This window comes from Actinoplanes sp. CA-252034, from assembly GCF_050956125.1.
Classification (GTDB): Bacteria; Actinomycetota; Actinomycetes; order Mycobacteriales; family Micromonosporaceae; genus Actinoplanes.
In genome coordinates this window covers 1,307,767-1,329,154 of the sequence record NZ_CP191846.1, presented here as the reverse complement: position 1 = coordinate 1,329,154, position 21,388 = coordinate 1,307,767, and the positions used below count along the sequence as shown (strand labels likewise).

Genomic DNA, 21,388 nt, shown 5'->3' with positions numbered 1-21,388 from the left:
CCAAGCCGTACTTCTTCACCGGGCCGGGTTTCTACCGGGCCGGGTTCTGCCGGCCCGTACCCCTTCGTGAGGTCGGCCGTCCGCTGGGGCCGTACACCCTTCGCCCCGGCCGGTCCTCTATCGGCGACCCGGAAGACGAAGAACGCGAGAAGCCGGCCCCATCGCTGGGGCCGGCTTCTCGCGTTTGGTCAGACCGCGCGTCAGCGGGTCAGGTGGCGACGGCCACGGGTGCCGGCGACCAGGGCGACACCGATCGCGGCCAGGACGACCTGGAAGAAGAGCTCGATCCAGTCGAAGCCCTTGGTGTCGGCCACGCCGAGCGCCCGCGCCAGCACGGTGCCCAGCAGCGCGGCGACAACACCGACGACCAGGGTCAGCCACAGCGGGATGTTCTGCTTGCCCGGCACGACCAGGCGGCCGAGAGCACCGATGATGAGGCCGACGATCAGGGCGACGATGATGCCGGTAAGGGTGAGTTCCATCGGGATCCTCCTCGGGGGTGGAGCTTGTTGGTTGCGTCCGTCGAGCCCCAGAGTTCCCGACGCCCCGAGAAATCAAACCGCCCTATTTTTTGGTTGTCCCCTTGGTGTCACCGGTGTCCGACGTCGACAGCGCGGCGATGAAGGCCTCCTGTGGAACCTCCACACGGCCGACCATCTTCATCCGCTTCTTGCCTTCCTTCTGCTTCTCCAGCAGCTTGCGCTTCCGGCTGATGTCACCGCCGTAGCACTTCGCGAGCACGTCCTTGCGGATCGCCCGGATCGTCTCGCGGGCGATGACCCGGCTGCCGATGGCCGCCTGGATCGGCACCTCGAACTGCTGCCGCGGGATGAGTTTCTGCAGCTTGGCGGCGATGGTGGTGCCATAGGTGTACGCCTTGTCCTTGTGCACGATCGCACTGAAGGCGTCGACCGGCTCACCGTGCAGCAGGATGTCGACCTTGACCAGGTCGGCCACCTGCTCGCCGGAGGGCTCGTAGTCGAGTGACGCGTACCCCTTGGTCTTGCTCTTCAGCTGGTCGAAGAAGTCGAAGATGATCTCGGCCAGCGGGAGTGTGTAGCGCAGTTCCACCCGTTCGGAGGACAGGTACTCCATGCCGAGCAGGCTGCCTCGGCGGCTCTGACACAGCTCCATGACCGCGCCCACATACTCGTTCGGCACCAGAACTGTGGCTCTCACCACAGGCTCGTGGATCTCGGCGATCTTGCCGGTCGGGAACTCGCTCGGGTTGGTGACGATCGAGTCCTTCCCGTCCTCGGTGAACACCTGGTAGACCACGTTCGGCGCGGTCGAGATCAGGTCCAGCCCGAACTCGCGCTCCAGCCGCTCGCCGATGATCTCCAGGTGCAGCAGGCCCAGGTAGCCGACACGGAACCCGAACCCGAGGGCCGCCGACGTCTCCGGCTCGTAGGTGAGCGCCGCGTCGTTCAGCTTCAGCTTGTCCAGAGCGTCACGGAGCGCCGGATAGTCCGAGCCGTCGATCGGGTAGAGACCCGAATAGACCATCGGCTGCGGTTCCTTGTAGCCGCCGAGCGCTTCCTTCGCAGGCCGGATGTTGCCGGTGATCGTGTCGCCGACCTTCGACTGGCGCACGTCCTTCACGCCGGTGATCAGATAGCCGACCTCACCGACCCCGAGCGCGGTCGCCTTCTCCATCTCGGGCGAGACGACACCGATCTCCAGCAGCTCGTGCACGGCGCCGGTCGACATCATCTTGATCTTGTCGCGGGCCTCGATCCGGCCGTCGATCACGCGGACGTACGTGACGACGCCGCGATACACGTCATACACCGAGTCGAAGATCATCGCGCGGGCCGGAGCCGCCGCGTCACCGACCGGAGCCACGAACTGCCGCACGATCTCGTCCAGCAGGTGATCCACGCCGACACCGGTCTTACCGGACACCCGGAGCACGTCCGACGGCTCACAGCCGATCAGCTTCGCCAGCTCCTCGGCGTACTTCTCGGGTTGCGCCGCCGGCAGGTCGATCTTGTTGAGCACCGGGATGACGCGGAGGTCGTTCTCCATCGCCAGGTACAGGTTGGCGAGGGTCTGCGCCTCGATCCCCTGCGCGGCGTCGACGAGCAGGACGGCGCCCTCACAGGCGGCCAGGCTGCGGGACACCTCGTAGGTGAAGTCGACGTGCCCCGGGGTGTCGATCATGTTCAGAACGGCGGTGTCGCCCTGCTTGTCGCCCTCCCGGACGGTCCAGGGCATGCGCACGGCCTGCGACTTGATGGTGATGCCGCGCTCGCGTTCGATGTCCATCCGGTCGAGGTACTGCGCGCGCATCTGGCGCGGGTCGACCACCCCGGTGATCTGCAGCATCCGGTCGGCCAGCGTCGACTTGCCGTGGTCGATGTGGGCGATGATGCAGAAGTTGCGGATGCGGCTGGGATCGGTCGATCCGATCACGTTCACGCCGGGGTCGAGCGGTCCAGGCACGGTCTTCCGTTCTTCTCGGGCTTGGCTGCGGGCGCCGACTCAACGGCCGACGCCCCCTATCGTCCCACGCCCGGAAGGGCAGGTCCGATCACACCCGTTCCAGCGGCACGGGCGAACCCGGCGGAGGCTCGACCACAACCGGATCCCCGGGGCGAATCACCCCACCCCGCAGCACGACGGCCATCACCCCGGCCTTGCGAACCACGTTGCCGTCGGCGTCCTGCGCCAGAACCTCCTTCAACAGCCCGGTCTGGTACCCGTTGATCTGCACACACGGATTCCGCAGCCCGGCCAGCACGACCGCCGGGCGCGGATCGTCACCGGCATCACGCCCGGCCGCCGCCGCCACGGCCGCCGCGGCCCGCGCCGTCGCCTCGTCCAGGGTGGCCGCCTCCGCGGCCGCGAGCACTCCGGCCAGGGCCACCCGCCCGTCGCTCCCACCACCCGACCCGGCGTCGCCGTCGGCGACCCCAGGCGGTCCGGCAGCACCGTCGGCCACCCCTTTCGAGCCGGCAGCCCCGGTCCCGACGCTGCTCGAACCGGGCCCGCCGTTCCCCACGCCGCCCGGCGGGCCGAAGCGGAGGATCGTGCCCGGCGACATGCCGAGCAGGTCGAGGCCGCGGGTCGTCACGTTCTCCCCGAGCCCGCCGGCGGGCACCTCGAAGCCCTTATCCGCGACCTCGTCGAACAGCTCGGCCTGAATGAGATGCACCTGCCGGAGGTTCGGCTGGGTGGGATCCACCTTCACCCGATGGCGGTGCCGCACGTGCACCCCCGCGTGCACGTCACCCTCCACACCGAGGCCCGCCACCAGCACGATCTCGTCCCGGTTGGGCTTGGTGAAGGTGTAGGCACCGTTTCGGCTGACCGCGGCGATCGTCCCCGACTCATCACTCATGCCGCGAGTCTCGCCGCTCCGCGACCGCGGGCTCGACCCACTTCCCAGCAGACGGCACGCCGGCCGGGACGCGGGAAGCTCAGTCCGGTGGCTCCAGGAACAGGGCGGCCAGGCGTGGCAGACGACGCCGCATCTCGTCCTCGTTGTCGAAATCCCACAGATCGGCCACCAGGGGACGGTGGGACGGCCGCTCCTCCACGGGCAGCGGCTGACCGGTCGCCTCCTCATGGGCCCGGGCGGCGATGCCGAGCACCTCCTCGGCCTCGAAGACCGCGCCGGTGTCCGCCGCCTCCTTGATCACCACCACGTTGGCCAGCACGTCCGGCTTCTGCACGGCGGCGGCGACGGCCTTGCGGCCGTGCGCGATGAGCCAGCCGCGGAAGGCGTCGAACCCGGCCTCGTCAGCTCCGCTGTTGATCAGATAGGCCGCCGCCCAGAGGTCCTCCGTGCCGGAGGCGACCATCACCTTGTCGAGGTGACGGCCCCACGCGACGATCTCCTCCGGATCGCGCGAGGCCAGATCGGCGACGGCACGCTCGGCCACCTCGGCGGGCGAGGCCGGCCGGTCGGCGGTCGCGCGGTCGATGACCGCCCAGAAATCGTCGGTTCGCATGCTGCGATCCTGCCAGTGGGGTACGACGTTTTCGCGGGCGGCAGGATGGAGTCATGCGGCCGATCACTCTGCCCGATGTTCCGTACGACGCGACGGCCGTACGCCCCGATTGGTCCGACCTGCCGGACGGGCTGCGCAAAGCGATCGGCCTGCGTCTCGGATCGCCGGTCTCGGCCGCGCGCAGCGCAGGCGGCGGCTTCACCCGGTCCTTCGCCGCCGTGCTCGAGACCGAGGCGGGGACCAGCGTGTTCGCGAAGGCGGCGCCGCTGAACGACCCGGTGTCCCAGTGGTACGCCCGTGAGGCCACCCTCACCACGGCCCTGCCCCCGGAGGTGACCGCCGCCCGCCCCCTCTGGACCATGACCGATTCCGATTGGTTCGTGCTCTGCCTGCCCGCGATCGACGGGCGGATCCCGGCGTTGCCATGGTCACAGGAGGACCTGGACGCGACCCTGCGGACCTGGTCGGCGGCGGCGACCGCACTGGCGTATCCGTCGCCGCCGTTGCTCGAGATCGGCGTGCCGGCGCTTCCGGACATCCTGCGCGACGAGATGTCCTGGTGGTCGCTGATCGCCGCCCGCCGTGCGCCGATGCCCGAGCCGGCCCTGTCCACGATCGCCCCGCACCGGCTCGCCGACCTGGCGAGACTCGAACGCGCGCTGCCTCCGCTGACCGCCGGGGAGGGCCTGTGCCACGGCGATCTGCGGGTCGACAACGTGCTCGTCGACCGGGACGGCCGGGCCTGGCTGTGCGACTGGACGTGGCCGTGTCTCGGCGCACCCTGGTTCGACACGGTGACGCTGCTGGTCAGCGCGTACGCCAGCGGCCTGGACACCGACGCCGTGCTGCGTGCTTGGGGCGCCCCTGACGAGGGGGTGGACGGGGCGCTGGCCGCGCTGGCCGGGTACTGGCTGACCCGTGCCGGGGACGGCCCGGGCAGCGCGTCGCCACACAGCCGTCAGCATCAGCGGTTCAGCGGCGAGCAGGCGCTGGCCTGGCTCGCCGAGCGCCGCGGATGGGACGGCGCTCCCGTCCGGCGACGCTGGTTCCGCCGCTGAAGCCGGAGCCGTTTTGGCGGCTCGTTGGCATGCTGGTAACCTGGTTCCTCGCGTGTGGTGACACGCAGTTGTCTCCCGCACCGGCCTCGCCGCCGGCTTCGAGACGGCCGCGCAGTGACCACTCGTTGAGACCATTTCTTCCGAACTAGTCAGGACAAGGCTGTCGCGTGGCGAACATCAAGTCCCAGATCAAGCGCAACCGGCAGAACGAGAAGGCCCGTCTGCGCAACAAGTCGGTCAAGTCTTCGCTGAAGACCGTGATCCGCAAGCTGCACGAGGCGAGTGACTCGGGCAACGTCGAGTCGGCCACCGCGCTGCTGCGTGACGCTTCGCGCAAGCTGGACAAGGCCGTCAGCAAGGGCGTCATTCACAAGAACCAGGCGGCCAACCGCAAGTCGGCCATCGCCAAGAAGATCGCCGCGCTGTCCGCCTGATCCGCTCGTTCTGGATCAGGTCACAGCCGCACGGACGCGGCTGATGGCCCACGCCCGCCTTCGAGGCGGGCCGGCTCGGACAAACCCGGGCACCGCCGGACCTCACGGTTCGTGACGGTGCCCGGTTTCGTTTTCCTTCAAGCCCGACCCTCCTCTGGTACGCCCTACGCGCCCCGAAGATGCCGCACAACGTCGTCCCGCTCGCGAGCTGACAGCCGTGAGTGACGTGTCAAAGGTCTCCCATCAGATAGCGGATCGCCACGCGTGCACCGAAGCGGCCCGCCGAACGGCAGGCATCAGGTGGGCGGCCTGATCCGACTCAGTGACGTCTCCCCCGCGGCTGCCGCCCCCACGCACGCGGAAATCCAGTCAGGCGACTGAGGCGGCCACCGCGCTGCATCGAGGACGGACGGCCGCCGAGCCGGTGTTGAGCTCAGCCGGTGTTGAGCTCAGCCGGTGTTGAGCTCAGCCGATGTTGAGCTCAGCCGATGTTGAACTCAGCCGATGTTGAACTCAGCCGATGTTGAACTCAGCCGATGTTGAGCTCACTCGTACCGACGGGATGCCGCCTGGCGAGCCATCTGCTGCCGCACGTCGAGCTCGTCGGCCCACGCTCGCCGGATCGGCGCGTGGTTGCCCCTGGGCTCCTCCACCGCCGGCTCCACGGTCGAGCGCACCCGCCGCTGGCTCTCGTCGCCGTGTCCCGCGGCACCGGCCGAGGAGCCGCTTCCGGAGACCCCGCGCGAATACGACCCCGGATACCCGACAGCCGGGACCTCCGACATGCCGTCAGCCGACATCTCCGGCTCGTATCCGAGCGTGGACGGCTCCGGCGAGACGATCGGGGCATAACCGCTGCCGAGCGGCATGGCGGCAGGCGTGAACCCACCGGTCAGCGGCGCGGCGCTCGGTGTGTACCCACCGGCCCCGTCACCCGGCTCATAACCGCCCGGCCGTCCACCGGAACGCACGTCCGAGTCGGGCCCGAAAGCACCGAACCGCTCGTCGGCGCCCTGCTCACGAGCACCGGACCGCTCCTCCGGCGACGAGCCGTAGACCCCCGCCTCCTCCCCGGCAAGAGAGCCACGGGCATCCGCCCGCTCCCCAGCGAAAGAGCCAGGAACGCCCGCCCGCTCCTCGGAAGACGAGCCATAGGCATCCGCACGCTCCCCGGTGAAGGAGCCATAGGCGCCCGCACGCACCCCGGCGGACGAGCCATAGGAGCCCGCCCGCACCCCGGCGGACGAGCCATAGGAGCCCGCCCGCACCCCGGCGGACGAGCCATGGGCACCCGCATGCTCCCCAGCGAAAGAACCAGGGACGCCCGCCCGCTCCTCGGGAGACGAGCCGTAGGCATCCGCACGCTCCCCGGCGGACGAGCCGTAGGCACCCGCCCTCGCCCCGGAGACCGGACGATAACCGACAGATCGGTCAGCGAACACCGAACCGTAGACCCCGGGCCTCTCCGTGGGACCCGAGCCATAGACACCGGGCCGGTCGGCAGAGGCAGAGCCGTAGACCCCGGACCAGTCGCCGGACCGCGCCGGCCCAGCGGGCACACGGGTGAACGCCGCCCCCACCGGCCCGAACGCACTACTCCGCTCGCTCTCGGCAGACGAGGGCCGGACGGCGCCGACCTGATCGCCGGCCGCGGCCTCCGCCCCGGCCGTGAACATCGCGGCCGGGCGCAACACGGCGGTCCGGGCCGGTGTCGTCTCGGTGGCGACCGGTCGGGGAGTGATGGCGCCGGCGACCAGGTCGTTGAACTTGACCATCAGCGCAACGGTCACCGGCAGGACGACCACGCCCCACCAGCTGACCAACTCGGCCAGGGCGAGCAGGATCCCGAGGACCACGGCGCCCTCGAGGAAGACGAAGCAGAGCAGGCCGCTCGGCGCCAGGTGGCGCAGCCGCAGCATGCGGGCGTAGAGCGGTGGGTGCGCCGACTCGGGACGGCGCCCACGGATGGTGCGGGTCATCGCGCGCCTCCGAACCCCGCACGCACGTCCTGGCTCATAGCACGCCTCCGTACCCCGGACGCACGGTCTGATGCATCGCGCTCCTCCGTCCCGACGGGTTCATCGCACGCCTCCGTCCCGACGGACGGCCGCGATCGCGAAGACGGTCTGCTCCAGCGCATAGCCACGGTCCTCGGCGCCGCCTTTGACCGCGGCGTTGCAGTCGGCGGCCGCGCGCATCGCGTCGACCAGCCCCTCCGGGGTCCAGCCCCGGCTGCGGGCCTGGGCCTTCTCGATCTTCCAGGCGGGCATGCCGAGGCTGCCGGCCAGTTGGTACGGGTTGCCGCGCCCCGCCGAGGCGACCCGCGCCACGGTCCGCACCCCGTCGGCCAGGGCGTCGGCGATCGGCACCGGGTCGACGCCGACGTGCAGCGCCCACCGCAGCGCCTCGAGTGCGCCGGGCAGGTCACCGACCATGGCGGCGTCGGCGACCGCGAAGCCGGTGACTTCGGCGCGACCCTTGTAATACCGCGCGACCACCGCTTCGGTGATCCTGCCGTCGGTGTCGGCGAGCAACTGGGAGCAGGCGGCGGCGATCTCGCGCAGGTCGGTGCCGACCGCCTGGAGCAGCGCGCCCGCGGCGGAGTCGTCGCACCGGGCGCCGTGGCGCCGGAACTCGTTGCGCACGAACGCGATCCGCTCCGAGTCCTTTCTGAGCTTCATCACCGGGACGACGGTGGCTCCGGCGGCTCGCAGACCGTCCGCGAACGCCTTGCCCTTGGCCCCGCCGACGTGAGTGACGATGAGTGTGACCTCGGGATCGGGGCTCTTCGCGTAGGCCAGGAGCGCGGCGGTGAGATCCTTACGCGCATCCTGACCGCTTCTGATCACGAGGACGCGCCGTCCGCCGAAGAGCGACGGGCTCAGCATCTCGGCGACCTCACCGGCGGCGAGCGCGCCGCCCTCATACTCCCGGACGTCGGCGCCCGGGTCGGTCGCCCGCGCGGCCTCGACCGCCTCGGCGACGGCACGGGCGGCGAGAAGCTCCTCGTCGCCTTGGACGAGCAGCAACGAGGGGGGTGGCGCGGCATTCACGTGCAACATCGTCGCACGGGGGACCGACAGTTCCGCGAGCCTCACTCGTTAGCGCAGGCCGCTGATCACCGAACGCGAAACCAGACATATCGGCAGCCAGACATGGCCTGACCGCCGTACAGTCGCTGAACCCAGGCCGAACATGCCACCAGCCCGATTTGTGCATTTCGCAAATAATTGAGGGTGATAGGCCTAAAATTCCCGGCCCCCCATTCCTCACCCGGGCGTGTCAACATCGGCACCGGCCACCCACCGTCGACCAGCGGCTCCTCACCCGGGTGTGTCATCGTCCGCGCCGCGCGCGGCGACCGCGAGGCCGCCGTCGACCACGACCGCGGCCACGTCTCCCGAGTCGTCGGTCCGCAACACCCGCGCCCCACCCTCAGCGATCCGCCGGAGCAGCATCGCGTTCGGGTGCCCGTAGTCGTTGTCCCGCCCGACCGACACCATTGCCACCGAGGGCCGCACCGCGTCCAGCAGTGACGTGGCCTGCAAAGCACTCCCGTGATGCGCCACCTTGAGCACGTCCGCCCGCAGCGCCGCGGCCCCGAGCACGCTCACCAGATCCTCCTGTTCCTCGGTCTCCGCATCGCCGAGCAGCAGTACCGAGCGGCCACCACCGACGGCCCGCAGGATCAGCGAGTTGTTGTTGGGATCGGAGTTGGTGCCGCGCATCGGGGTGATCGGGCCGAGCACTTCGAGGGTCAGCCCACCGACCGGATGGGACCACCCCGGCCCGACCGGCAGCACGGCGAGCCCGGCGCCGGCCGCGACCTCCTCCACCGCCGCCCGTCCGCCGGCCGGTTCGGGCCACTCCGGGCCGATGACGGCGCCCACCTCCCGCCCGCGGAACACCCCGGCGACGCCACCGATGTGGTCTGCGTGGAAGTGGCTGACCACGAACACGGCGACCTGCTCGACGCCGAGACGCCGCAGGCAGCGGTCGACAGCGTTCGGCTCGGGCCCGGCGTCGACGACCACGGCCCGCCCCGGCCCGGTGGCCAGCACCACGGCGTCGCCCTGGCCGACAGCACACGCCACCACGAGCCAGCCCGGCGGCGGCCAACCGGAGGCCAGCAACCGCACCGGCAGGGCGCCGAGGATCGCACCGAGGGCGACCACGGTGGCCAGACGGCGCACCACCACCCTCCGCGCGGCGACCAGGAAGGCGACGGTCAGCCCTGCGAGCAGCACCCCGCCGAAGGCGCCGCCCGGCCAGGGCAGCGCTCCGGCCGGCACCCGTGCGCCGGTGCGCGCGACCAGCACCAGCCACTCGGTGGGCCAGTGCCCGGCCCACGCCACGAACTCGGCGCCCGCCGGCCAGAACGGCGACAGCACGGCCGCCGCGACGCCGCACAGCGTGGCCGGGGCGATCGCCGGGACCGCGACCAGGTTGGCCGGCACCGCGACCAGGCTGACCGTGCCGGAGATGGCCGCGACCACCGGCCCGCAGGCGATCTGGGCGGCCGCCGGCACGGCGAGCGCCTCGGCCACCCCGGCCGGGCAGCCTCGGCGCCGCAGCCCGTCCCGCCAGACCGGGGCGATCAGCAGCAGCCCGGCCGTGGCCATCACCGACAGCGCGAAGCCCGCGTCGGCGGCGAGCTCCGGATCGGCGATCAGGAGCACGGCCGCACCGGCCGCCAGCGCCGGAACCGCCGCCCGGCTGCGACCGGTGGCCAGCCCGAGCAGCCCGATGGCGCCCATCGCCCCGGCCCGGATCACGCTCGGCGACGGCCGGGCCAGGATGACGAACCCGGCCAGCGCGATCGCGCACAGCACCGCACAGAGCACCGGCCCGGCCCGGGCACGACGCACCACGAAGAGCACCACACCGAGGACGATCGCGACATTGGTCCCCGAGACGGCGGTCAGGTGAGTGAGCCCGGTGGTCCGGAAGTCCTCCTCCAGCGCCGGGTCCAGGCGGCTCGTATCGCCCACCACCAGGCCCGGGAGCAGCCCTCCGGAGTCGTCCGGCAGGGGCTCGCAGGCCCGCTGGAGGCCGTCGCGCAGCACACCCGCGGCCCGCTGTGCCCAGGACGGCCGCCCGAGCAGCCGGGGCGCCGTCCGCGCCGACACGACGGCGGCCCGCAGGTCACCGGGCCGCGGCGGCAGGAGTCGCCCGGTCGTCGCCACCCGCTGGCCGGGCAGCAGGCCACGCCAGCCCGGGTCGGCCCCGAGCACCAGGGCCCGGGCCGACAGCCGCACCGCAGCGGCGTCCTCCGGCGTCACCGACTCCAGGTCGACCGCGACCAGGAACGTCGGCGGCCCCGACGACTTCGCCAGCGGCCGGGGATCGTCCCGGACCACCACCTCCACCTGTACGGTCGTGCCCGCCCCGACCAGCCCGGCCAGCGCCGGGGCCTCCCGCACGGAGATCCGTGCCGCCGTGGCGACGGCCCCGCACCCGACACCGAGCGCCACCGCCACCCCGATCCACCGAGCCGCCCCACCCCACCAGCGCCCGGCCAGCCGGCGTTCATCCGACCGGCGTTCATCCGGCCGACGCCCGACCAGCCGGCGCCCACCCGGCCGACGCCCGACCAGCCGGCGTTCATCCGACCGGCTCGCACCGGTCCGGCGCCCGCCCGGCCCGGCCGCGACGAGTCCACCGGCGACCGCCAGCCCGGCGAGACCGGCCACCAGGCCCCGGCCCGCCGACAGGTGGAGGGCGGCGAGGGCGGCGAGCCAGAGCCCCACCGTGAACCCCGCCAACCGCAGATCGGGGACCCGCCGCGACTCCGGCACGTCCGCCGACACCCCGGCCATCAGACCGTCACCAGGTCTTTGAGCTGCTCATACCGGGACTCCCCGATCCCGTCGACCTTGCGCAGATCGGTGACGGCCCGGAAGCCGCCCTGCGCGTCACGCGCGTCGAGGATCCGCTGCGCGAGCACCGGCCCCACCCCCGGCAGCGTGTCCAGCTGCCCGAGAGTCGCGGTGTTGAGGTTGATCAGCCCACCGGAGACGGCCCCCGGGGTGCCGGCGCCCACGGTCGAGCCGGGCGGCGGCGTGACCCCCACCATGATCAGCTCGCCGTCGACGACCTTGCGGGCGAGGTTGAGCATCGCCACGTCCACGCCCGGCTCCGCTCCCCCGGCCGCGGTCAGCGCATCGGCCACGCGAGCTCCCGAGGCGAGCCGCACCAGCCCGGGCTTGCGCACCCTGCCCCCGACCGCGACGACGAGGTCACCCGCCGCGGAGGCCGGAGCCGGGCCGGGGACCGCGACGGAGGGCGAGCCCGGGCCGGCCGGGGCCACGACGTCCTCGACCTGTGGCCGCGACCTCCAGGCCAGGAACCCCGCCACCAGCACGACCACGACCGCCACGGCGGCCAGCGCCCGCACCCCCGGCCGCCCCGGGTCGAAGGCGTGCAGCCACTCGCGGCGCCCACTCCCGAACGCCCCGGCCGCCGGCTCCAGGGGATACGCCGAAGACTCCCGCGAACCGTCCCCGGGCCGAGCCGAGCCGGAGCCGGCCCCTAAAGGGGAGACATCGTCCTCCTCCACCGACCACGCCGGAACGACGTCCGCCCAGTCCAGCGGCCCCTCCGCAGGCGCCGGACGGCTGACCGCCCCGCCGTCGAGCACCGCCCGGAGCCGCGCTCCCACGACGTCACCGCTATCCTTCGCCTCTCGCACGGCCCGACCGTAGGAACCCCACCGCTCCCCCGCTCGCGGCCCTGTGGACGAGCCAGCGTTGTGGACAACCGGAGAAGGACGGCGCGTGACACGAGAGCAGGCGATTTCCCGGTTACGGGCGGCGGGCTGCGTGTTCGCCGAGGACGAGGCGGACGTGCTGATCGAGGCCGCGGCCGCCGGCACGCCACTGGCCGGGATGGTCGAGCGCCGGGTCGCGGGCGAGCCGCTGGAGCAGGTCGTCGGTCACGCCGACTTCGCCGGGGTCCGGGTCAGGCTGCGCCCGGGCGTCTTCGTCCCGCGAGTGCGCAGCGAGCTGCTGGTCCGTCTGGGCGCCGCCGCGGTCGGCCCGGGCGCCGTGGTGGTGGACCTGTGCTGCGGCTCGGGCGCGCTGGGCCTGGCGGTCCGGCACCGGGTCGCGGGCATCGTCCTGCACGCTGCCGACGTCGACCCCACGGCGGTGGCCTGCGCGACCGAGAACCTGGGCGGCGACGTCCATCAGGGCGACCTCTTCCAGGCCCTCCCGGAGGCTCTGCGCGGCCGGATCGACCTGCTCCTGGCCAACGTCCCCTACGTGGCGACGGCTCACCTCCCGTTCCTGCCGGCCGAGGCCCGTGACCACGAGCCCCGCACCGCGCTGGACGGCGGTGACGACGGGCTGGCCGTGTTCCGCGCCGTGGCCGCCGGAGCCCGGGACTGGCTGGCCCCGGGTGGTCTGCTGATCTCCGAGATCACCGAGGCGCAGACCCGGATCGCGTCGACGATCGCCGATGGGAACGGATTGACGGCCACGGTCACCACCGACGATGATCTCGACGCTCGCGCGATCCTGGCGCGCCGACCCCGATAACGCCGAAGAGAATCCCCGAGGACCCCGTGGGCCTGCTGCGCAGGATCGCCCGCGCCCGGCTGGCCGGGCGCGTGCTCCGCCGTCTTCGCCGCGCCGGTGTCCGGGACGCCCGCTACCACGCCGGGCCGTTCGAGGTCAGGTTCACCGCACCGGGCGACGACGAGCCCATCATCCTGCCGCTGACGCCTCTGCTGGGCCGCCGGAAGGCCCTGAACGACCTGGTGTCCGGCCTGTTGCGGGTGCCGCCGGTGTGGTCCGAGGCGGCGCCGCGGCTCCGGCCGGTGCTCCGCGGGGCGGCGCCGGGAGCGCCGTTGCGCCGCCCGGTTCTGCCGTTCCTGTCGGAGTTCGTGGTGGTCGACCAGCCGGACACGATGACCTACGTGACCGCGGCGCAGACCACCGGCTGGAAGACGAGCGCCGACGAGATCTTCGCGACCGCCCGTGCCAACCTGACCGGGGCCGTCCTGCACGGCACGGCCTCCGGCCCGGTGGTGGTGCGGTTCGTCGACGACGGCAACGCGTACTGGACGTCACATCTGCTGTTGCCGGGTTGGCTGCCCCGGCTGTCCGGCCAGGTCGGCGGGACACCCGTGGCGTTCGCCCCGGAACGCGGGACCCTCCTGGTCACGGCCGACGACAGCCCCTGTTGGCGGCGCTGTTCGCCGAGTCGGAGACGGTCTTCGTGACCTCGCCGCACCCGCTGAGCCCGATGGCGTACCGCAGCGACGACAACGGCTGCACGGTCCCCTACACGGCCCCGCCCGGTCACCCGCTGCACCAGACGGTCCGCCGGGCCGAGCGCCTGCTGGCCATGCACGAATACCATCAGCAGCCCCCGGACCCGGCCCTCCCGCACGCCACGCTCCACCTGCTGGGCGACGCGTCCGAGGGCTGGCACACCCGCGCCCTGTGGCCGGAGGACACCCCGACGCTCCTGCCCGAGGCCGACGAGGTCCAGGCCGGCGACCGCACGATCCCCTGGTCGGAGCTCGCCCCGCACCTCACCCCCACCACGCACACGCCACCCCGCTGGCTGGCGAGGTCCTGGCCGCCCTGACCCCGTGCGTCTGCCGCGGCCACCGCGGTCCGCTCTCCGCTGACCCCTCATGTGGTACGAGCCACGAACAGAACCCGGGCTACACCGCGACGGGGCTGCCCGCTCCCGGCCGACAGCGCGACCGCCGGGGCATATGCGACGGTCACCGGGTGCGCGCACCGGTGTGTCACACGCTCCGGGACACCGGGGACGGCCACACCGCCCGCGTTCGGGGCGGGCCGGCCGTGCGGTTGCCGGCGGGCGCTCACTGCGTACCCCATCAGCGTCTGTGGACGACGACCCCCGCCAGACCCGGACCGGTGTGTGCCGCGACCACCGCGCCCACCTCGGTGAGATAGCAATCGCGCAAGCGGTTGCCGAGCCGGGCGCTCAGGTCGTCGACCAGCGCCGATGCCCGCTCCGGGGTGCCCAGGTGATGGACCGCGACGTCGGCGTCGCCGTCCCCGGCCGCCTCGACCGCGAGATCGACGAGACGGGTGAGGGCCCGCCCCGCCGTGCGGACCTTGTCGCGGATGACGACCGCGCCGTTCTCCACATGCAGGATCGGCTTGACCGACAGGGCCGTGCCGAGCAGCGCCTCGGCCGCGCCGATACGGCCGCCGCGTCGCAGGAACTCGAGCGTGTCGACGTAGAAGAGGGTGGTCACCCGGGCCGCGTGGTCGCTCGCGGTGGCGGCGACCGTCGCCAGGTCGTGGCCGCGGCGGGCGGCCGCCGCGGCGGCGAGCGCCGGGAAGCCGAGACCCATCGCGGCGGTCCCGCTGTCGACCACCCGGACCCGGGGGCCGATCTCGGCCGCGGCGAGCTGGGCGGCCTCGTAGGTGCCGGACAGCCTGGCCGACAGATGCACCGAGACGACACCGTCGGCGCCCGCGTCGAGCAGGCGCCGATACTCCCCGGCGAACTGGGAGGGCGCCGGCCGGGAGGTGCTGACGGCGGCCCGGCGCGCGGTGAGCGCCCGGGCCACCTCGGCTGGAGCGACCTCGAGGCCCTCCAGCCCGGCCCAGCCGTTGATCACGACGGTGAGCGGCACGATGGTCAGCTCATACATGCCGTTCAGCTCAGCCGGCAGGTACGCGGTGGAGTCGGTGACGACCGCGATGGTCATGCAGGCAAGGTACTCGATTCAGATGTACGTCAGCCGCCGGCCACCGAGGAGACCACGAACGGTTTGCCCTGCATGCACGTCGTCATCAGCTCCGGCTCCGACTTGCCGACCACGGTGACCTCGGCTCCGGGCTGGAGCGCGGACTTGAGTCCCGCGTCCTCGGTGATCAGCAGATGGTCGCCGGTGCCGTCCTTGAGGAGCAGGCAGTTGGGCTCGACGCCGGCGGTCACGGTGCCGGTGAGGGTGGTCTCGCCGGCTGCCGCGGAGGCCGCCGACGAGGAGGCCGCCGTCGAGGGGGCGGCGGCGGGGGCCGAGGACGCCGGGGCGGGCTCGGGGACGCCGCCCGCGTCGATGGGGGTGTTGTTGTTCGCGCAGCCGGCGGAGAGCGCCAGTAGCAGCGCGGCGGGGACGACGGTTCTACGGATCAGCATGATGTTCCGACGTTACCGGACATATCCGGGTTCCCTACACCGGCGGCGGGACCGGGCGCTCGGCCAGGACCCCCACGTTGTACGCCCCCATCTGCCAGCCCCGGGACTCGTCGTGGGTCAGCTCCACCCAGTGACAGTTCTGCAGGGCCCGCAGCGTGCGCAGCTGCTCGCGCCGCCAGCCGAGCAGGTGGCCGACACCCTGGCGGGCCGCGGCGCCGTGGGTGGCGACGACGACCGTGCCACCGGCCGGGGCCAGGCGGGCCGCGTCCTGCAGGGCGTCGCAGACCCGCTTGCCCAGATCCTCCAGGGTCTCCACACCGCCGCCGATGACGTCCTCCCCGGCGGTCCAGCGGGCGTGCTCCTCGGGGCGCTCGGCGGCGACCTCGGCCATGGTGTGGCCCTGCCACTCGCCGAAGTGCCGCTCGCGGAGGCGCTCGTCGGTGCTGACGGTGAGGCCGGTCAGGGTGGCGAGCGCAGCCGCGGTGTCGGCGGCCCGGCTCAGATCGCTGGCGACGATCGCGGCCGGGCGGAGACGGACGAGCAGCTCCGCGGCCTCGACGGCCTGCCGGCGGCCGAGGTCGTTGAGTGGCACGTCGGTCTGTCCCTGCACGCGTGAGCCCGCGTTCCAGTCGGTGTTGCCGTGCCGCCAGACGATGAGGCGCGTCACGGGGCCTCGGCGCCGGCTTCGGCCAGGTCGCGGTCGACGAACGGGATGACCGGGCAGTCCTTCAGGAGCCGGTCGAGACCGTAGAACTCGCGCTCCTCGTCGTGCTGGACGTGGACCACGATGTCGACGAAGTCGAGGAGCACCCAGCGGCCCTGCTGGTGCCCCTCACGGTGCTCCGGCTTGGCCTTCTCCGGGAGCTTGAGCAGCGCCTCCTCGATGGCGTCGACGACGGCCATGACCTGACGCTCGTTGGATGCCGAGGCGATCACGAAGGCGTCGGTGATGTAGAGCTGCTCGCCGACGTCGATGACGGAGATGTCGTGCGCCTTCTTGTCCGCGGCGGCCTGCGCGGCCGTCAGGGCTAGTTCGAGAGCGCGTTCGGTGACGGGCAAAAGAGGGTCCCCTCGGTCGGGTTACAGGACATCAAGCGTCTCACACCGGCCCGGCAATACCCGAGTCCCGATACAGGCCCCGCTTGTTGATGTACTGCACGACACCGTCGGGTACCAGGTACCACACCGGGAGACCGGCCGCGACCCGGTTTCGGCAGTCGCTCGAGGATATGGCCATGGCCGGGACCTCGACGAGTGTCACGCTGTCGGCCGGCAGGTGCTCGTTGGAGAGCTCGAAGCCCGGCCGGGTCACGCCGATGAAGTGGGCCAGCCCGAGCATGGTCATGGCGTCCTTCCACGACATGATCCGGGCCAGCGCGTCCGCACCGGTGATGAAGTAGAGCTCCGCCGACTGCCCGTAGACGGCTCGCATGTCACGCAGCGTGTCGACGGTGTAGGTGGGGCCGTCCCGGTCGATGTCGGCGCGGCTCACGTGGAACCTCGGGTTCGAGGCGGTGGCCACCACGGTCATCAGGTAGCGGTCCTCGGCGGGTGAGACGCGGCCCTTCTCGTACGGCTGGCCGGTCGGGACGAACATCACCTCGTCCAAGTCGAAACGGGCCTGGACCTCGCTCGCCGCGACCAGGTGACCGTGATGGATGGGGTCGAACGTCCCACCCATGATCCCGACACGCCGTATGGACATCGCAGAAGGATAATCGCCGCGGAGATCAACCGTCCAAGCGGCGACGAACCGCGATCAGCAGGTCGCCCGCGGTGAAGGGCTTCTCCAGCAGCGCCACGCCCGGATCGAGGGTGCCCTGCGAGGCGAGGACCGGCTGGGCGTAACCGGACATGTAGAGGACACGGGTGCCCGGCCGGGCCACGACCAGCCGCTCGGCCAGCTCCTTGCCCAGCATCCCGGGCATCACCACGTCGCTGAGCAGCAGATCGATCTCGCCCTCGTGACGGGCCGCCAGCTCCAGGGCCTGTACGCCGCCGTCGGCCAGCAGCACCCGGTAGCCGGCGCCGGAGAGGATCCGCCCGGCCACGTCACGCAGCGCGTCCTCGTCCTCGGCCACCAGCAGCGTCTCGCCGCCGCCGATGGTCCCGGCCGGCTCGCCGCCGGTGTCCGGCTCGGCCGCCGCACCGCCGGCCGGCAGCAGCACGGTGATCGTGGTGCCGAGGCCCACCTCGCTGGTCAGGGCGACCTCGCCGCCCGCCTGGGTGACGATGCCGTAGACGGTGGCCAGGCCCAGGCCGGTGCCCTCGCCGCTGCCCTTGGTGGTGTAGAACGGCTCGAAGGCCCGCTCGGCCACGTCGGCGGGCATGCCGCGGCCGGAGTCGCAGACCCGCAGCCGGATCCGGGCGTCGAGCAGCCCGGTGTCGATCACCAGCTGACCGCCGGACGGCATCGCGTCATGGGCGTTCAGTGCCAGGTTGACCAGCATCTGCTCGATCTGGCCGGGATCGCAGGTGACGGTCGGCAGGTCCGGGCCGGGCTGGAAGATCAGGTTGACGTGCTCGCCGAGGGTACGGCGCAGCAGCTCCAGCGACCGGCCGATCAGCGCGTTCAGGTCCACCGGCTGGGGACGGACCACCTCGCGGCGGGCGAAGGCGAGCAGTTGGTGGGTGAGGTCGGTGCCCCGGTTGCCGGCCCGGATCACCTGTTTGGCGTCGGAGGCGATCATCGCGATGTCCGGCTCGTCCGCCTCCGCCTCCTCGATGACGAAGTTCGCGTAGTTGAGGATCACACCGAGCATGTTGTTGAAGTCGTGGGCGATGCCGCCGGCCAGTTGCCCGAGGCTCTCCAGGCGCTGGTTGCGGTGCGCCTGCGCCTCCGCGCGCAGTCGCTCCTGCTCCCGCTCCGCGTGCACCCGCTCGGTGATGTCCCGGACCACGGCGACGGCCACCCGGCCCTTCGCGGTGTCGACGAGGGCGGTGGACGACTCACACGGGAACTCGGTGCCGTCACGCCGCCGCGCGGTGGTGACGATCCAGCCGACCGAGCCGGACTCGGCCTCGGCGATCAGGCGCTGCCGTTCCGGGAGGAGGGCACGGGAGTCGTCGGTGAGCAGCACGTCGACGGACTGGCCCACGAGCTCGGCGGTGGGCCAGCCGTACATCTGCCCGGCACGGTCGTTGGCCAGCACGATCCGGCCACTGTCCAGGACCAGGATCGCGTCCGGCGCGGCCTGCAGCAGACCGCTGGACAGCTCCTCGGACCACTCCACGCATCCACCCCCGTAGCCCACAGGCTACGAGGAGCGTGTGGGAACGGGGGTGGAGACGAGCGAATCGGCGTCAGCCGCGCGCGGCCAGCGCCCGGCCCATGTCGTCGTCGGCGTCCTGGACCACGCGGACCAGGATCTGGTTGAGGCCGGGGGCGGCCAGCAGGTCCGCCGCGAGCCGGCGGGTGCGCTCCGAGACTGCCACCGACGGGTATGCCATCGCGGCGATGTGCTCGGCGCTCATGCCGCCCCGGATCCGCATCATCTCCGGCATGTCGGCGAAGTAGCGCTTCACGTACGGCTCCAGCAGATCCACCTGCTCGGGCTGCCAGAAGCCGGCCGCCGTCCGCTCGGCCAGCCGGTTGGAGAGCGCGGCGTCGCCGACGATCGCGGCCCAGGCGGCCTCCTTGGCCTCGGCGTCGGGACGGGCGGCCCGGCAGGCGGCCGCCCACTGCTCGCCGGAGGCGCTGCGGTCGGCCGCCAGCTCGGCGTCGATCTCGGCGGCACCGGCCGCGCCCAGCACGGACAACCGGTAGAGGATCAGCCAGCGCAGGTCGGCGTCGACGGCCAGGCCTTCGGGGACGTCCCGGCCGTCGAGCCAGCCACGCAGCCGGCCGGTGTCGACGGTGGCGCCGATCAGGCCGCGGGCGGCGGCGAGCTGCCGGGAGTCGCCGGGGCCGGTGACCGCGAGCAGCCGGTCGGCGGCCTGGGCGAGCAGCTCCAGGGCGGCCGGGCGGGCTTCCGGGCCGGCGTAGCGGTCGACCAGTCCGCGGGTGGCGCGCAGCACGTCCTCGACGACCACCACCTCGGTCTCCACCGGGAGCGCGGCCAGGACCAGGGTGACCAGCTCGCCGACCGGGCGCTCGCCGTCGACCACGGCGTCCAGCGTGGCGGCCCAGACGACCGCGCGGGCCAGCGAGTCGTCGAGGCGGGGCAGCAGCATCGGCGCGGCGGCGGCCGATTCGTCGTCGAGACGGACCTTGGCGTACGTCAGATCGCCGTCGTTGAGCAGCAGGAGGTCGGCGGCGGGCACCCCGGCCAGAGCGGCCAGCACGGTACGCCCGGACGCCTCCACCTCCACGTCGAGGCGTTCCCGCAGCACCACGCGACCGTCGGCAGCCCGGTCGTAGAGGCCCACGCCGATCCGGTGCGGCCGCAGGGTCGGGTATCCGGCCGGAGCGGTCTGCACCACCGCCACCTCGGCGTAGTCAGCCCCGTCCCGGGTGATCTCGGCGCGCAGCGTGTTGACCTGGGCACGGCGCAGCCACACGTCGGCCCAGCCGGACAGGTCACGGCCACTCGACTTCGACAGGGCGCCGAGCAGGTCGGCCAGGGTGGCGTTGCCGTACGCGTGGGCCTCGAAGTGGGCGTTCAGCCCGTTCAGGAAGGCCTCGTCGCCGAGCCACGCGACCAGCTGCTTGAGGACGGCGGCGCCCTTGGCGTACGAGATGCCGTCGAAGTTGAGCAGCGCCTGCTCGGTGTCGTTCACCTCGGAGGGGGCGACCGGATGGGTGGAGGGCCGCTGGTCGGCGCGCAGGCCCCATGCCTTGCGCTGCATCGCGAAGGTGGTCCACGCGTCGGTGAAGCGGGTGGCCTCGGCGGTGACCCGCGACCCCAGGTACTCGGCGAACGACTCGTTCAGCCACAGGTCGTCCCACCAGGTCATGGTGACCAGGTCGCCGAACCACATGTGTGCCATCTCGTGGGCGATGATGTTGGCCCGCCGTTCCCGGTCGGCGTCGGTGACCGCCGAGCGCGGGATCATCTCGTCACGGAAGACGACGATTCCCGGGTACTCCATGGCGCCGAAGTTGAACTCGGGCGCGAAGGCCTGCTGGTAGTGCCCGAACGGATAGCGGATCCGGAACATCTCGTGGAACCGGTCCAGCGACTGCCGGGTCAGCTCGAAGATCTCCGGCGCCTGGGCGTCCAGGTGCTCGGCGAGGGCGGCCCGGGCGTACAGCGCCAGCGGGATGCCGTCGTGCTCGCTGGTGACCACGTGGTACGGCCCGGCGACCAGCGAGGCGAGGTAGGTGGAGATCCGTTTCGTGGGCGCGAACTCCCACCGGCCGCCGTCGCGGGAGACCAGCTCGCCGTTGGTGGCGACCAGCCACTCCTGCGGCGCGGTGACCGCGACCCGGAAGACCGCCTTCAGGTCGGGCTGGTCGAAGCTGGGCAGCACCCGCCCGGCGTTGTTGATGAACAGGTGCTGGTAGAGGTAGGTGTTGCCGTCACCGGGGTCGGTGTAGCGGTGCAGACCCTCGCCGTCGTTCGAATACCGCATCAGCGCGTCGACGACCAGCGTGTTCTCCTCGGCCAGGCCGGTCAGCTCGAGCCGGGCGCCGGTGGACGCGGCCGGATCGACGGGCGTGCCGTTCAACGTCATCGAGGTGACCTCGGCCGGCTCGAACTCGAGGAACGTCGCGGCGCCGGCCCGGGCGCGGAAACGCACCGTCACACGGGACCGGAAGGTGTCACCGGCACCGGTCAGGTCCAGGTCGACAAGGTATTCCTCGACGTCGACGAGTGATGCTCGTTCGACAGCCTCGGCACGGGTCAAGGTCGGCATGACGACAATC

At 72.2% G+C, this 21,388-nt stretch carries 19 protein-coding genes and 1 pseudogene; 5 read left to right on the top strand and 15 right to left on the bottom strand.

Annotated features, from left to right (window positions below):
- Positions 1-200: 200 nt before the first annotated feature.
- From ACQPZW_RS06130 to ACQPZW_RS06115, 4 genes are all read right to left on the bottom strand, one after another.
- Positions 201-482, bottom strand: a complete 282-nt coding sequence (locus ACQPZW_RS06130) for a GlsB/YeaQ/YmgE family stress response membrane protein (protein ID WP_433793853.1) — start codon at positions 480-482, stop codon at positions 201-203.
- 82 nt (positions 483-564) lie between these two features.
- The gene (gene lepA / locus ACQPZW_RS06125) at positions 565-2,445 is read right to left on the bottom strand and encodes a translation elongation factor 4 (protein WP_433793852.1); all 1,881 of its coding nucleotides are present in this window, start codon (positions 2,443-2,445) and stop codon (positions 565-567) included.
- 88 nt (positions 2,446-2,533) lie between these two features.
- Positions 2,534-3,343, bottom strand: a complete 810-nt coding sequence (locus ACQPZW_RS06120; RefSeq protein WP_433793851.1) for an MOSC domain-containing protein — start codon at positions 3,341-3,343, stop codon at positions 2,534-2,536.
- Between the two features lie 79 nt (positions 3,344-3,422).
- A complete protein-coding gene (locus tag ACQPZW_RS06115) occupies positions 3,423-3,956 on the bottom strand; it encodes a DUF4240 domain-containing protein (RefSeq protein WP_433793850.1) in 534 nt (177 codons plus the stop codon).
- Between the two features lie 53 nt (positions 3,957-4,009).
- Here ACQPZW_RS06115 and ACQPZW_RS06110 point away from each other — a divergent pair, with 53 nt between their 5' ends.
- Complete coding sequence (locus ACQPZW_RS06110; protein WP_433793849.1) at positions 4,010-5,014, top strand: phosphotransferase; 1,005 nt, start codon at positions 4,010-4,012, stop codon at positions 5,012-5,014.
- A 167-nt stretch (positions 5,015-5,181) separates the two neighbouring features.
- Positions 5,182-5,448: a 30S ribosomal protein S20 gene (gene rpsT, locus ACQPZW_RS06105; RefSeq protein ID WP_433793848.1), complete on the top strand. Its 267-nt coding sequence runs from the start codon at positions 5,182-5,184 to the stop codon at positions 5,446-5,448.
- A 1,739-nt stretch (positions 5,449-7,187) separates the two neighbouring features.
- Here the strand turns inward: rpsT and ACQPZW_RS06100 are convergent.
- The 4 genes and pseudogenes from ACQPZW_RS06100 to ACQPZW_RS06085 all read right to left on the bottom strand — a co-directional run.
- Positions 7,188-7,427: pseudogene (locus tag ACQPZW_RS06100) on the bottom strand (hypothetical protein); the annotation flags it as partial.
- Between the two features lie 99 nt (positions 7,428-7,526).
- The gene (gene holA / locus ACQPZW_RS06095) at positions 7,527-8,510 is read right to left on the bottom strand and encodes a DNA polymerase III subunit delta (RefSeq protein ID WP_433793847.1); all 984 of its coding nucleotides are present in this window, start codon (positions 8,508-8,510) and stop codon (positions 7,527-7,529) included.
- 261 nt (positions 8,511-8,771) lie between these two features.
- Positions 8,772-11,267, bottom strand: a complete 2,496-nt coding sequence (locus ACQPZW_RS06090; RefSeq protein WP_433793846.1) for a ComEC/Rec2 family competence protein — start codon at positions 11,265-11,267, stop codon at positions 8,772-8,774.
- On the bottom strand, positions 11,267-12,007 hold the full coding sequence (locus tag ACQPZW_RS06085) for a helix-hairpin-helix domain-containing protein (protein ID WP_433797444.1): 741 nt from the start codon (positions 12,005-12,007) through the stop codon (positions 11,267-11,269). Before ACQPZW_RS06085 ends, ACQPZW_RS06090 begins: the two co-directional genes overlap by 1 nt.
- A gap of 217 nt (positions 12,008-12,224) precedes the next feature.
- Between ACQPZW_RS06085 and ACQPZW_RS06080 the strand changes: the two genes are divergently transcribed.
- The 3 genes from ACQPZW_RS06080 to ACQPZW_RS06070 are packed head-to-tail and all read left to right on the top strand — an operon-like array spanning position 12,225 to position 14,043.
- Positions 12,225-12,986 (top strand): putative protein N(5)-glutamine methyltransferase, encoded by a 762-nt coding sequence (locus ACQPZW_RS06080; protein ID WP_433793845.1) that lies wholly within the window; start codon positions 12,225-12,227, stop codon positions 12,984-12,986.
- A 26-nt stretch (positions 12,987-13,012) separates the two neighbouring features.
- A complete protein-coding gene (locus ACQPZW_RS06075; RefSeq protein WP_433793844.1) occupies positions 13,013-13,672 on the top strand; it encodes a hypothetical protein in 660 nt (219 codons plus the stop codon).
- Entirely contained in the window at positions 13,633-14,043 is a 411-nt protein-coding gene (locus tag ACQPZW_RS06070) for a hypothetical protein (protein ID WP_433793843.1), read from the top strand. Before ACQPZW_RS06075 ends, ACQPZW_RS06070 begins: the two co-directional genes overlap by 40 nt.
- Before the next feature lie 259 nt (positions 14,044-14,302).
- On the opposite strand, the gene ACQPZW_RS06065 is transcribed toward ACQPZW_RS06070, so the two are convergent.
- The 7 genes from ACQPZW_RS06065 to pepN form a co-directional block, all read right to left on the bottom strand.
- Positions 14,303-15,148, bottom strand: coding sequence for a DegV family protein (locus tag ACQPZW_RS06065; RefSeq protein WP_433793842.1), 846 nt, complete (start codon positions 15,146-15,148; stop codon positions 14,303-14,305).
- A 29-nt stretch (positions 15,149-15,177) separates the two neighbouring features.
- Complete coding sequence (locus tag ACQPZW_RS06060) at positions 15,178-15,579, bottom strand: hypothetical protein (protein WP_433793841.1); 402 nt, start codon at positions 15,577-15,579, stop codon at positions 15,178-15,180.
- Positions 15,580-15,613: 34 nt separating this feature from the next.
- The gene (locus ACQPZW_RS06055) at positions 15,614-16,246 is read right to left on the bottom strand and encodes a histidine phosphatase family protein (RefSeq protein ID WP_433793840.1); all 633 of its coding nucleotides are present in this window, start codon (positions 16,244-16,246) and stop codon (positions 15,614-15,616) included.
- On the bottom strand, positions 16,243-16,638 hold the full coding sequence (gene rsfS / locus ACQPZW_RS06050) for a ribosome silencing factor (RefSeq protein WP_433793839.1): 396 nt from the start codon (positions 16,636-16,638) through the stop codon (positions 16,243-16,245). Before rsfS ends, ACQPZW_RS06055 begins: the two co-directional genes overlap by 4 nt.
- Positions 16,639-16,678: 40 nt before the next feature.
- Complete coding sequence (gene nadD / locus ACQPZW_RS06045) at positions 16,679-17,284, bottom strand: nicotinate-nucleotide adenylyltransferase (protein WP_433793838.1); 606 nt, start codon at positions 17,282-17,284, stop codon at positions 16,679-16,681.
- Between the two features lie 25 nt (positions 17,285-17,309).
- On the bottom strand, positions 17,310-18,812 hold the full coding sequence (locus tag ACQPZW_RS06040) for a hybrid sensor histidine kinase/response regulator (RefSeq protein ID WP_433793837.1): 1,503 nt from the start codon (positions 18,810-18,812) through the stop codon (positions 17,310-17,312).
- A gap of 70 nt (positions 18,813-18,882) precedes the next feature.
- Positions 18,883-21,378 (bottom strand): aminopeptidase N, encoded by a 2,496-nt coding sequence (pepN, locus tag ACQPZW_RS06035; protein ID WP_433793836.1) that lies wholly within the window; start codon positions 21,376-21,378, stop codon positions 18,883-18,885.
- Positions 21,379-21,388: the final 10 nt, after the last annotated feature.

Bases quoted from the DNA above. Each gene is read 5' to 3' on its own strand.
- ACQPZW_RS06130 (WP_433793853.1), bottom strand. From the start codon at position 482: ATGGAACTCACCCTTACCGGCATCATCGTCGCCCTGATCGTCGGCCTC.
- ACQPZW_RS06120 (WP_433793851.1), bottom strand. From the start codon at position 3,343: ATGAGTGATGAGTCGGGGACGATCGCCGCGGTCAGCCGAAACGGTGCC.
- ACQPZW_RS06115 (WP_433793850.1), bottom strand. From the start codon at position 3,956: ATGCGAACCGACGATTTCTGGGCGGTCATCGACCGCGCGACCGCCGAC.
- ACQPZW_RS06110 (WP_433793849.1), top strand. From the start codon at position 4,010: ATGCGGCCGATCACTCTGCCCGATGTTCCGTACGACGCGACGGCCGTA.
- holA (WP_433793847.1), bottom strand. From the start codon at position 8,510: ATGTTGCACGTGAATGCCGCGCCACCCCCCTCGTTGCTGCTCGTCCAA.
- ACQPZW_RS06090 (WP_433793846.1), bottom strand. From the start codon at position 11,267: ATGGCCGGGGTGTCGGCGGACGTGCCGGAGTCGCGGCGGGTCCCCGAT.
- ACQPZW_RS06065 (WP_433793842.1), bottom strand. From the start codon at position 15,148: ATGACCATCGCGGTCGTCACCGACTCCACCGCGTACCTGCCGGCTGAG.
- ACQPZW_RS06060 (WP_433793841.1), bottom strand. From the start codon at position 15,579: ATGCTGATCCGTAGAACCGTCGTCCCCGCCGCGCTGCTACTGGCGCTC.
- nadD (WP_433793838.1), bottom strand. From the start codon at position 17,284: ATGTCCATACGGCGTGTCGGGATCATGGGTGGGACGTTCGACCCCATC.
- pepN (WP_433793836.1), bottom strand. From the start codon at position 21,378: ATGCCGACCTTGACCCGTGCCGAGGCTGTCGAACGAGCATCACTCGTC.